10 protein-coding genes are annotated in these 11526 nt (G+C 64.6%); 3 read left to right on the forward strand and 7 right to left on the reverse strand.

Annotated elements, in window-relative coordinates:
- A partial coding sequence (locus tag LO50_RS12160) for a DMT family transporter (protein WP_044315166.1) occupies positions 1-754 on the reverse strand: 754 nt, incomplete at its 3' end.
- An 88-nt stretch (positions 755-842) separates the two neighbouring features.
- Here LO50_RS12160 and LO50_RS12165 point away from each other — a divergent pair.
- Entirely contained in the window at positions 843-1757 is a 915-nt protein-coding gene (locus LO50_RS12165; RefSeq protein WP_044315167.1) for a LysR family transcriptional regulator, read from the forward strand.
- 118 nt (positions 1758-1875) lie between these two features.
- Here LO50_RS12165 and phoU read toward each other — a convergent pair whose 3' ends face one another.
- The 5 genes from phoU to LO50_RS12190 all read right to left on the reverse strand — a co-directional run bounded on the left by phoU (position 1876) and on the right by LO50_RS12190 (position 8785).
- A complete protein-coding gene (gene phoU, locus LO50_RS12170; protein WP_003303228.1) occupies positions 1876-2604 on the reverse strand; it encodes a phosphate signaling complex protein PhoU in 729 nt (242 codons plus the stop codon).
- 146 nt (positions 2605-2750) lie between these two features.
- Positions 2751-3578 carry a phosphate ABC transporter ATP-binding protein PstB gene (pstB, locus tag LO50_RS12175; RefSeq protein ID WP_044315168.1) on the reverse strand — a complete coding sequence of 276 codons (828 nt, stop codon included), beginning with the start codon at positions 3576-3578 and terminating at the stop codon, positions 2751-2753.
- Between the two features lie 102 nt (positions 3579-3680).
- On the reverse strand, positions 3681-5351 hold the full coding sequence (gene pstA, locus LO50_RS12180; RefSeq protein WP_044315169.1) for a phosphate ABC transporter permease PstA: 1671 nt from the start codon (positions 5349-5351) through the stop codon (positions 3681-3683).
- Between the two features lie 27 nt (positions 5352-5378).
- On the reverse strand, positions 5379-7655 hold the full coding sequence (locus tag LO50_RS12185) for an ABC transporter permease subunit (protein WP_042923539.1): 2277 nt from the start codon (positions 7653-7655) through the stop codon (positions 5379-5381).
- Positions 7656-7819: 164 nt separating this feature from the next.
- Positions 7820-8785 (reverse strand): PstS family phosphate ABC transporter substrate-binding protein, encoded by a 966-nt coding sequence (locus tag LO50_RS12190; RefSeq protein WP_014818690.1) that lies wholly within the window; start codon positions 8783-8785, stop codon positions 7820-7822.
- Positions 8786-9007: 222 nt separating this feature from the next.
- Here LO50_RS12190 and LO50_RS12195 point away from each other — a divergent pair, with 222 nt between their 5' ends.
- A complete protein-coding gene (locus tag LO50_RS12195) occupies positions 9008-9409 on the forward strand; it encodes an acyl-CoA thioesterase (RefSeq protein WP_003303235.1) in 402 nt (133 codons plus the stop codon).
- 8 nt (positions 9410-9417) lie between these two features.
- On the opposite strand, the gene LO50_RS12200 is transcribed toward LO50_RS12195, so the two are convergent.
- Positions 9418-10632, reverse strand: coding sequence for a GGDEF domain-containing protein (locus LO50_RS12200; RefSeq protein WP_044315171.1), 1215 nt, complete (start codon positions 10630-10632; stop codon positions 9418-9420).
- Positions 10633-10796: 164 nt separating this feature from the next.
- Between LO50_RS12200 and LO50_RS12205 the strand changes: the two genes are divergently transcribed.
- Positions 10797-11526: AEC family transporter (locus LO50_RS12205; protein ID WP_044315170.1), on the forward strand; the 730-nt coding region annotated here is incomplete at its 3' end.

The following is an 11526-nucleotide window of genomic DNA, read 5'->3' on the forward strand; positions in this document are numbered from 1 at the left end:
ACAGCGGTTCGGAGCCCATCAGCAGCGACACTCGCGTTGCACTGCTGCGCCCCAGCGCGAGGTTCTGCGCGTACATGGCGAACAGCGTGGCGAACAGCACCAGATATAGCGTGCCGAACCAGAACGCCGGCTCCACTGGCAGCGCGGGCAGCTCGCCCGGCAACGACACGCCGAGCAGGATGCAGCCCGCCGCGACGACTCCGCTCTGCACCGCGGTCAGCGCCAGTGCCGGGATTTCCCGGCCGGCCGTCAATCGCCGGGTCAGGCAGACCAGCACCGCGCGCAGCAACGCGGCAGCCAGCATCAGCGCATCGCCGAGATTCAGCGACAGCTGCGGGCCGCCAGTCAGCAGCCAGACGCCCGCCAGCGACAGCGCGCAGGCGAGGAACAGCGCGTTGTGCGGCCGCTGGCGCAGCAGCAGCCATTCCATGAACGGTGTGATCACCACGCACAGGCTGATCAGAAACGCGGCATTGCTGGCGCTGGTCAGCATCACGCCCCAGGTCTCGCAAAGAAAGATCGCCAGCATCACCAGCCCCAGCGGCAGACCGGGGCGCAGCGCCCGGCGACCGCTGCCGCGCAGTTGCGGCAGCAGCAGGACGAAGGTCAGGCCAAAGCGGATCGCCAGAAAACCCAGCACCGGGTAGAACAGCAGCGCCTGCTTGGCCACCGCATAGCTGCTGCCCCAGATCAGCGCCACCGCCAGCAACATGCCATCGGCCAGCCACAGCCCCTGTCTCAGCGTGCCTTTCATGTTCGAATCCCCGCACCAATCAGGCGCTAATTGTCGGGCCTGCCGCCACGGTCGATAATCCAGCGAAACAGCACAGGACCTGTTCCGCATGGGAACGAATGACAGCGCAGCACTGCTGCCCTACATGGCCGTGTTCGTGCGGGTGGTCGAGGCCGGCAGCTTCTCCGGCGCCGCGCGCCTTCTGGGCAGCACACCGTCGGCGGTGAGCCGCCAGGTAGCACGGCTGGAGCAGGCTCTGGCACTGCGCCTGCTGGAACGCACGACGCGCCAGCTGCGGCTGAACGAGGCCGGGGCGGAGTTCTACCAGCATTGCCGGGATATGCTCGATGCGGCCGACGCGGCCGTCGCCATCGGCGAACGGCTGATGCGCAGCCCACGCGGGCTGGTGCGCCTGAGCGTACCCAAGGCCTATGGCAAGTTCGTCGTCGGTCCGCTGATGCCGGCCTTTCTGCAGCGCTATCCCGAGGTCGATGTGCAGCTACGGATCAGCGACCAGAGCCCGGACCTGATCGAGGAAGGGTTCGACCTGCTGGTGCAGGTCACCGACAACCCTCCCGAAGGCCTGGCCGGCAAACCGCTCGGGCCGGTGCGCCAGCTGCTCTGCGCCAGCCCCGACTACCTACAACGCCACGGCGAGCCGCAGCATCCGCAGGACCTGCTGCGCCACAGCTGTCTGTATCTGGGAGAAACGGCGGGAGACGATCGTTGGCACCTGCGCCGCGGCGAGCTGCAGGAGACGGTGACGGTGCGCGGTCGCTACATCAGCAACCACAGCGAGGCGCGGCTGCTGGCGGCGCTGGAACACTTGGGCATCACCTGCCTGCCACACTTCACCGCGGCCCAGGCGCTGGCCGAGGGTCGTTTGCGCGAAGTGCTGCCGCAGTGGCGCTACACCGGTTCATACCAGGGCGAGGCCTGGCTGCTGTGGCGGCAGAATCATCATCTGCCACCGAAGACGCGGGCGCTGATCGATTATCTGAGCGAGGCGCTGATCCGCACCTGAGCGGCATCCGTGCGGGCGCACCGATGCCGGTGGATGGGTCGAGTCTCAACGCCAGCGGCGGCTCTGTCCGCAGATTTTGGCGCCGGGCGGACATCGCTGCCCGCCCCGCGACCGCGAATCAGCGCTCCTTCGAGCCTTCCACTTCCTCGGCCATGCGTGCCAGGCCGAGGTGGCGCACGTCGGTGCCGCGCACCAGGTAGATCACCAGTTCGGCGATGTTGCGTGCGTGGTCGCCGATGCGTTCCAGCGAGCGCAACGCCCAGATCACGCTGAGCACGCGGGAGATCGAGCGCGGGTCTTCCATCATGTAGGTGACCAGTTCGCGCAGGGCGGTCTTGTATTCGCGGTCGACAGTCTTGTCGTACTGCGCCACCGACAGCGCGAGGTCGGCATCGAAGCGGGCAAAGGCGTCGAGCGCTTCCTGCACCATCTTGCGTACCTGGTCGCCGATGTGGCGCACCTCGACATAGCCCTTGGGCGACTCGCCTTCCTCGCACAGCTGGATGGCGCGGCGGGCGATCTTGGTCGCCTCGTCACCGATGCGCTCGAGGTCGATCACCGACTTGGAAATGCTGATGATCAGACGCAGGTCGGAGGCCGCCGGCTGACGGCGGGCGAGGATGCGCACGCACTCCTCGTCGATGTTGCGCTCCATCTGGTTGATCTGGTCATCGACGTCGCGCACCTGCTGAGCGAGGCCCGAATCGGCCTGGATCAGGGCGGTCACCGCGTCATTGACCTGCTTCTCCACCAGCCCGCCCATGGCCAGCAGGTGGCTGCGCACCTCCTCCAGCTCGGCGTTGAACTGCTGGGAAATGTGTTGGGTGTGGCTGTCTTTGCTGATCATGTGCGAACCCTTGCGAAACTGTTGTTCTCTCGCCGGACGGTCCGGCCTTTGGCAAATCGTGCGGCGCTAGGAGGCGGCGCGCAGACAGTACGAACCAGGTACGGCAAGCGCCGCCGACAACGCGCAGCGCGATTTGCCATAGCCGGCTAGCCGTAGCGGCCGGTGATGTAGTCTTCGGTCTGCTTCTTGGCCGGGTTGGTGAACAGCGTATCGGTGTCGCCGTACTCGATCAGTTTGCCCATGTACATGAACGCCGTGTAGTCGGACACCCGCGCGGCCTGCTGCATGTTGTGGGTGACGATGACGATGGTGTACTTGGCCTTCAGTTCGTAGATCAGCTCTTCGACCTTCAGCGAGGAGATCGGGTCGAGCGCGGAACTCGGCTCGTCGAGCAGCAGCACTTCCGGCTGCACGGCGATGGTGCGGGCGATGACCAGACGCTGCTGCTGACCGCCGGAGAGGCCGAGCGCCGATTCGTGCAGACGGTCCTTCACCTCATCCCAAAGCGCAGCGCCCTTGAGCGCCCATTCGACGGTCTCGTCGAGCACGCGCTTCTGCTTGATGCCCTGGATGCGCAGGCCGTAGACCACGTTCTCGTAGATGCTCTTGGGGAACGGGTTGGGCTTCTGGAACACCATGCCGACGCGGCGACGCAGGTCGGCCACGTCCTCGCCCTTGCGGTAGATGTTATGGCCGTCGAGGTTGATGGCGCCTTCGATGCAGCAGCCGTCGACCAGGTCGTTCATGCGGTTGAAGCAGCGCAGCAGGGTCGACTTGCCGCAGCCGGACGGGCCGATGAAGGCAGTCACGCGCTGCTTGGGGATGTTCATCGCGACGTTGAACAGCGCCTGCTTCTGTCCGTAATAGAGGCTCAGATCGGGCACTTCGATGGCGACCTGCTCGTTGGCCAGGCTCAGGCTGCGCTTGTCGCGGCCGAGGGCCGAGATATCAATGGAATGCGTGTTGGTTTGCATGTGCTCGCTCCGTTCGCAGCTGCCAGCTGCAAGCTACAGGCTGCAAGCCCAAGTCTGCGCCTCGTTTCTCCCGAGGCCGGTGGCTTGAGCTTGCCGCTTCAATTAATGATCCAGCGCCTTGTACTTCTCGCGCAGGTGGTTGCGGATGTAGATCGCTGTGAAGTTGAGCGCGGCGATCACCAGCACCAGCAGCAGCGCAGTCGCATACACCAACGGTCGTGCCGCCTCGACGTTGGGGCTCTGGAAGCCGACGTCGTAGATGTGGAAGCCCAGGTGCATGATCTTCTGGTCCAGATGCAGGTAGGGATAGTTGCCATTGAGCGGCAGGTTCGGTGCCAGCTTGACCACACCGACCAGCATCAGCGGAGCCACTTCACCGGCGGCGCGGGCCACGGCAAGGATCAGGCCGGTCATCATTGCCGGGCTGGCCATTGGCAAAACCACCTTCCACAGCGTCTCCGACTTGGTCGCACCAAGGGCCAGCGAGCCTTCGCGGATCATCCGCGGGATGCGCGCCAGTCCTTCCTCGGTGGCAACGATCACCACCGGCAGGGTAAGGATCGCCAGGGTCAGCGAGGCCCACATCAGGCCCGGCGTGCCGAACACCGGTGCCGGTGCGGCTTCCGGGTAGAACAAGCGGTCCAGCGAACCGCCCAGGACGTAGACGAAGAAGCCCAGGCCGAACACGCCGTAGACGATCGACGGCACCCCGGCCAGGTTGTTTACCGCGATGCGGATGATCCGGGTGAGCAGGCCCTGCTTGGCGTATTCACGCAGGTAGACCGCTGCGATCACGCCGAACGGGGTGACGATTACCGCCATGATCAGGGTCATCAGCACGGTACCGAAGATCGCCGGGAACACGCCGCCCTCGGTGTTCGCCTCGCGCGGCTCGTCGCTGACGAATTCCCACAGCTTGGCGAAGTAGAACATCAGCTTCTGCGGCGTCGACATGGCATTGGGCTGGAACGCCCGCACCACCTTGGCCAGGGTGATCTCCTGCTCGCGGCCGTCGGCCGTGCGCACGGTGATGCTGTCGCGGTTGAACTGCTGCTGCAGGGCGACCAGCTTTTCTTCCAGCACCCGGTACTCGGCATCCCACTGGGCGCGCTCGGCATCCAGTTCGGCCTGGGCAGCCGCGTCCAGGCGATCGTTAAGCTCCAGCTGACGGGTCTTCAGGCGCAGACGCTCGAGGCCGTGGTTGATGCGGCCGATCTCCACCTTTTCGATACGAGAGATCTGCGTGTGCAGTTCGTCGACGCGGTCGATGCGTGCCTGCAACTCGTTCCAGGCGCCTTCTCCCTCGGCGACCAGCTGGCCGGCTTCCTTCACGTTGAGCAGGTAGCCATAGAAATTGCCCCACTCACGACGCTCCAGAACCATCAGCTCGGCGGGCGTGTGCTGATTGCTCAGCCACTCTCCAACCACCCAGGAGAAATCCGCGCCGTACACCTCGCGGTTGCCGACCTTGAGCAGCTCGCGAGTCATGAACTCGCCGCCTTCGACGTTCACCGGCAGGCCGCTGGCCGCCAGACGCGCGCGTGGCACCTCTTCAGCCTGGACCACCTCACCGGCCAGCACGCGCATCTCGGCGCCCGGCATGCTGTAGTCGGCGACGATCACATCGGCCGGCCAGAAGTGCGCCAGACCGCGCACGGCGATGATCGCCAGCAGCCCCAGGGTCATGATCACGGCGATGGATACCGCGCCGGCGTTCATCCAGATCCAGGGTGTGCCGCTCTTGACCCAGGTGTTCAACGAATCCTTTTTCACGGATCGATACCTTCTGCGAAATCTGGTTTACAGGCTGGCGTACTTTCCACGCAGACGCTGACGAATCAGCTCGGCGAGGGTGTTCATCACGAAGGTGAACATCAGCAGTACCAGCGCGGCGAGGAAGAGCACGCGGTAATGGGTGCCGCCGACCTCGGACTCGGGCATCTCCACGGCGACGTTGGCGGCCAGGGTGCGCATGCCTTCGAAGATGTTGGCTTCCATGATCGGCGTGTTGCCGGTGGCCATCAGCACAATCATGGTTTCGCCCACGGCGCGGCCCATGCCGATCATCAGCGCGGAGAAAATGCCCGGGCTGGCGGTCAGCAGCACCACGCGGGTGAGCGTCTGCCAGGGCGTGGCGCCCAAAGCCAGCGAGCCCAGCGTCAGGCTGCGCGGCACGCTGAACACGGCGTCTTCAGCAATCGAGTAGATGGTCGGGATCACCGCGAAGCCCATCGCCAGGCCGATTACCAGCGCGTTGCGCTGATCGAAAGGAATACCCATGTCGTTGGACAGCCACAGGCGCATGTCACCGCCAAAGAACCAGTTCTCCAGATGGCCGCTGATTTCCAGCGAGCCGAAGCCGATCAGCAGGATCACCGGGATCAGCAGCACGGCTTCCCAGCCATCCGGCACCGCGAGACGCACGGCCTGAGGCAGGCGGCTCCAGGCCCAGGCAGCAAACAGAATCCCGACCGGCATCAGCAACAGCAGGCTGAAGATGCCCGGCAGGTGGTTCTCCAGAAATGGCGCGAGGAACAGGCCGGCGAAGAAGCCAAGGATCACCGTCGGCAACGCTTCCATCAGTTCGATGATCGGCTTGACCTTGCTGCGCAGCCTGGGCGCCATGAAGTAGGCGGTGTAGAACGCCGCACAGATCGCCAGCGGGGCCGCCAGCAGCATCGCGTAGAACGCCGCCTTGAGCGTGCCGAAGGCCAGCGGCGCGAGGCTCAGCTTGGGTTCGAAGTCGCCATTGGCCGAGGTCGACTGCCAGACGTAGTCAGGCTCCGGATAGCTCTCGTACCAGACCTTGCCCCACAGCGCGCTCCAGGAGATTTCCGGGTGCGGGTTGTCGATCACGAAGCGCTGCAGACCCTGCTCCGACTCCACCAGCAGGCGCGTGGCACGCGGCGACATGGCAGCCAAAGCGGCGCCTTCAGCGACCTGTTCCTTGAGCAAGGTGCGATGCGCGGTGCTGTGGAAAATGCCGATGCTGCCGGCGTCATCCAGCGCGAGGAAGCCCTTGCGGCGCTCCTCCGGCAGGATCTGGCGGATCGGGCTGCTGCCCAGCTTGAAGTTGCGTACGTTCTTCAACTCCGCCTGGCCGTCGGCGGAGCGCACCATGAACCACTGGCCGATGCCACCCTTGGAGTCGCCGATCATCAGCGATATGCCCGCCAGCAGCGGGCTGATCGTGGTGATCTCGCTGCCGTCGCCAACCAGCTTGTAGCGACCATTGAGCTGCTTGCGGCGCAGATCGAAGACATCCGCACTGGCCTTGCCGCTGATTGCGTAGAGCCACATGTGCCGCGGGTCGAGCAGCAGCTGGCGAATCGGCTCGGCCAGTTGCGGCAGATTGAGGCGTTCCTGCTCCAGCGTCACCTCGCCAGTCATCAGGTTTTCGCTGCTGGCGATGCGCTGAGCGTGCAATGCCGTGCCGGTAGCGCCGGCAACGAGCAACGTCTTGCCGTTCAGGCTGATGGCGGCCTGATCGATCGGGCGACCCTCGGGGTCGAGCTGCAGCGGCTCCTCACCGAAGGGATAAGCGAGTTCGGGGGTGATGGTCTTCTTATTGTTTGGGTAGGTGACTTTGTAGTTGTGCTCGAGCACCAGCGCCTGGCCGTTATCCAGGCCCAGCACCAGCCGGCGTGTGCTTGGCGTGTCCTGCCCCACCGAGACGACACGGCTGCCGGCTGGCAGCGGCAACGTCTTGCTCGACAGCAGTGCACCGTCGCTCAGCCCGAAGAAGCGCACCTGCCCGTCGGAACCCAGGCGCATTGCGACCTGGTTCTGCTCCTCCACCGCCAGCAGCAGCGGCTCGCCGGCATCGGCCAACCAGGCCGGTTGCTGCGCCGCGCGGCTTTCCAGCTCGGCGCCCTGGAACATTGGCAGTACGACCTGCGCCAGGTAGAAGAAGATCAGGGTAATGGCGACCAGCACCGCCAGACCGCCGATGGACACGTACCAGCGTGCCAGGTGATCTTTCAGCGCGCGGATGCGGCGCTTGCGTTGCAGCGCCGGCGTGTTGAAGTCCAGCCGTTGCACATCGGAATTCGCGGTCATGTTTTCCATGTCGTTCATGCCAGGGCTCCTGGGCCTGAGCGGCCCTTCGGGGCGCCTAATCTAATGAAGCTGTGTGACAGAAAAATTACAGCCAGGTGACGCGACGAAGCCCGCCAGCGCGTTTCGCGTGGCGGGCATCTGCGCATGACCGGCGCGCTACGTCGCCGGCCGTCACGCGGGTCTTACAGACCCAGGTCCTGCATGGTCTTGTCGACCACCTTCTTCGGCAGCGGGATGTAGCCATCCTTGACCACGACTTCCTGGCCCTGCTTGGAGAGCACCAGCTTGAGGAACTCGGCGTCGATCGGGCTCAGCGGCTTGTTCGGCGCCTTGTTGACGTAGACGTAGAAGAAGCGCGCCAGCGGGAACTTGCCAGCCAGAGCGTTCTCTTCGTTGGCCTCGAAAGCCTCGCCACCCTTGGACAGCGGTACGGCGCGGACGCTGGAGGTCTTGTAGCCGATACCCGAGTAACCAATGGCGTTCAGGGTGCTGGAGATCGACTGCACTACGGAAGCCGAGCCCGGCTGCTCGTTGACGTTCGACTTGAAGTCACCTTTACACAGGGCTTCTTCCTTGAAGTAGCCGTAGGTGCCGGATACCGAGTTGCGACCGAACAGCTGGATCGGCTTGGCCGCCCACTCGCCGGTCATACCCAGGTCGCCCCAGGTCTTGATGTCCTTCTCGCCACCGCACAGGCGAGTGCTGGAGAAGATCGCGTCGACTTGCTCGATGTCCAGCGACTTGATCGGGTTGTCCTTGTGCACGAACACCGCCAGGGCGTCGATGGCCACCGGAACGGCAGTTGGCTTGTAGCCATACTTTTCTTCGAAGGCCTGAATCTCGTTGTCCTTCATCGGGCGGCTCATCGGGCCCATGTTGGAGGTGCCTTCGGTCAGAGCGGGCGGCGCGGTGGAGGAGCCGGCAGCCTGAATCTGGATGTTGACGTTCGGATAGCTGCGCTTGAATTCCTCAGCCCACAGGGTCATCAGGTTGGCCAGGGAGTCCGAACCGACACTGGACAGGTTGCCGGAAACACCGGAAGTCTTCTGGTAGCTCGGCAGCGCCGGGTCCACAGCAGCGACCGCGCTCGCGGCGCCAACGCCAGCGGCTACAAAGGTCAGGGCCGCCATCAAACGATTCAGTTTCATACCTTGCTCCTAGCAGGTGTGTGCTCGAGTGTGTTGGAACGGGGGCCAGTATCTGCAGGCCGTGTGAACACTCTATGAAGCAAGTGTGACAATCTGATTACCAAGCGCACCGTTGACCTGGTTCGGTCGCTGTAGCGCAACACAGCCGCTATACTCGCGCCGTCGCCCGTGCCAGAGCGGGCATTTCGCGCCAGAACAACAACGCGCCGCGAGTCCGACCGAATGAAAGAATACGAACAGGAAGATCCGATCCCGCAGGGCGACCTGGCCCTGCAGCTCACCGCATTGCCGCGGGAAACCAATGGTTTTGGCGATATCTATGGCGGTTGGCTGGTGTCGCAGATGGATCTGGCCGGCACCGCGATGGCAAGCCGCGTGGCCGCCGGCCGTGTCGCCACGGTCTCCATCGATCGCATGGCGTTCATGGTTCCGGTAGCGGTTGGCGCGCAGCTGTCCTTCTATACCCAGACGCTGGAGGTCGGGCGCAGCTCGATCCGCATGCTGGTGGAAGTCTGGAGCGACGATCCGCTGTCCAGCGAGTGGCGCAAGGTCACCGAAGCCGTCTTCGTATTCGTCGCCATCGACGGCAGCGGCCGCACCCGCTCGGTGCCGCCGCGCCGCTAAGCCATCCGCTAGTGAGGCTGTGGCTCGGGTCGCAGTAGCCCGGCCGCGACGGCAAAGCGATTCTTGCCACCACTCTTGGCCTGATACAGCGCGGTATCGGCGCAGTGATAGAGCTGCTCGGCCTGCTGGCCGTCCTGCAACGTGGCGATCCCGATACTGACACCCACCCGCGCCGCCGGATCATGCGGATGTCTGATATCCAGCGCGGCCAGCGCGTTGATCACCTGACGGGCAATGCGCTGTGCAGCGGCGTTGTCGCAGTTGTACAGCAGCAGTGCGAACTCCTCACCGCCAACCCGTGCCGCCTCGTCCAGCGGGCGCCGCGCGAAGCCGGCGAGCAGCTCGCCGAAGGCGCGGATCAGTGCATCGCCGGCCGGATGGCCGAAGGTGTCGTTATAGGCCTTGAAATCATCCAGATCGAGCAGCAGAAGGCTCAGCGGGCGCCGGTCTCGGCGGGCCTGGGCGATCCGCTGGGGCAGCGCGCGATCATGACTGCGCCGGTTGGCCAGACCGCTGAGCGCATCGTGCTCGGCGACCCAGCCCAGCAGTTGGCGGGTGAGGAACTGGTCGCGCTGCGAGTACTCATGAACATAGCGACTGATCGCGCCGATGATCAGCAACAGCAGGTAGTAGCTGACGGCAATCCAGTGTTCCGGCATCTGCTCGGCCGACAGGATCAGGCTGGCCATGCACACGTCGGCCAGCACGATCAGCACCGCGCACAGCAGCGCCCACCAGAAGGTCACGCCGAGAAAGAAGAACGACGCGACGATCAGCAGCCCAGCGCCGTAACGGAAATTCAGCTCCGCATCGAGCGTTTCGAAGCGGATGTCGATCAGCGCGGCCAGCATGCCGACCATCACCAGCAGCACCGGAAATATGCGGTTGGCCTGCGCACGAAACCTGCGGCTGTAGAAGGTCAGCACCAGCACGACGACGCCCGGCAGAATCTGCAGGAGGCGCAACAGCGTCAGCGTTGTCAGCCAGCCGGTATCGGCAAGATCGAACAACCGGTGTTCGCAATACAGATATCCACCAACCGCGAAGATCAACAGCAGGGCGGCGAGGCGTTGCGATAGCCGCGCATGACGATCCAGATAGCGCCGAAACTCCCTCTCCAGCTCCGGCGCAAAGCGCAGCAGACGGAACCCGCCATGCAACTGCCGGCCATAAGGCGTATCGCGGAAGTCCTCGGTAGAGGCCTGGGGGGGTATGTGGCGCATCGGAAGCTCGCAGGTTCGATGGCGGATGATATCACCAAGCCAGTATCGACTAACGATCGTCCGACCGACGTAGCACCGCTGCCGCCACGCCAGCTCGAAGATGAAGGTTGCACTGAACGTTGGCAGCATCGAAGATCGCGCTACATGCACTGTTGGATGTATCCGTGACCGCCCTGCTACTCGCCCTCTGGCCCCTTTTCGCCCTTATCGTCGCCGGTTATTTCCTGCGCCTGCGCGCCTTTCCCAGTGCCGAGTTCTGGCCCGGCGCCGAGCGCATCAACTACTTCATCCTCTTCCCCGCTCTGCTGTTCAGCAGCCTGGCGACAGCGCCGCTGGATAACCCAGCACTGCCGCGCCTGGCCGGTGCCGTGATGCTCGGCCTGGGCCTGGCCTGGATCGGGCTGCTGATCGCCAAGCGGTTGCGCGGCTGGTCTGCCGGCCGCTTCGGCGCCATCACCCAGGGCGTGCTGCGTTTCAACACCTACCTCGGCCTGGCCGCGGTGGGCAGCCTGTTCGGCAAGGAAGGTCTGGCGTTGGCTGCGCTGATGCTGGCGCTGATGGTGCCGACGGTGAACGTGATGTCGGTGTGGGCGCTGACCGCAGAGCGCGGCGTCAGCGTGCGCGGTCTGCTGCTGCCCATCGCAAAGAACCCGCTGATTCTCGCCTGTGTCGCCGGCGCGCTGGTCAATCTGTCGGGCCTGGGTCTGCCCGGCGGCACCGACCGCCTGCTGAGTCTGCTCGCCGCCGCCAGCCTGCCGTTGGGCCTGCTCTGCGTTGGCGCGGCGCTCAAACCCCAGGAACTGGGCGGGGAAATCCCGGCGCTGGGCTGGAACAGCGCGGTGCGCCTGCTGGCCGTTCCGCTGCTCGCCTACGGTGTGGCGATGGTGCTCGGCC

Origin of the sequence: Stutzerimonas stutzeri (assembly GCF_000935215.1) — a bacterium.
Lineage (GTDB): Bacteria > Pseudomonadota > Gammaproteobacteria > Pseudomonadales > Pseudomonadaceae > Stutzerimonas.

Excerpts from the sequence above, each read along its gene's own strand:
- phoU (WP_003303228.1), bottom strand. The coding sequence starts at position 2,604 with ATGATCAGCAAAGACAGCCACACCCAACACATTTCCCAGCAGTTCAAC.
- LO50_RS12200 (WP_044315171.1), bottom strand. The coding sequence starts at position 10,632 with ATGCGCCACATACCCCCCCAGGCCTCTACCGAGGACTTCCGCGATACG.
- LO50_RS12165 (WP_044315167.1), top strand. The coding sequence starts at position 843 with ATGGGAACGAATGACAGCGCAGCACTGCTGCCCTACATGGCCGTGTTC.
- LO50_RS12195 (WP_003303235.1), top strand. The coding sequence starts at position 9,008 with ATGAAAGAATACGAACAGGAAGATCCGATCCCGCAGGGCGACCTGGCC.
- pstB (WP_044315168.1), bottom strand. The coding sequence starts at position 3,578 with ATGCAAACCAACACGCATTCCATTGATATCTCGGCCCTCGGCCGCGAC.
- LO50_RS12185 (WP_042923539.1), bottom strand. The coding sequence starts at position 7,655 with ATGAACGACATGGAAAACATGACCGCGAATTCCGATGTGCAACGGCTG.
- LO50_RS12190 (WP_014818690.1), bottom strand. The coding sequence starts at position 8,785 with ATGAAACTGAATCGTTTGATGGCGGCCCTGACCTTTGTAGCCGCTGGC.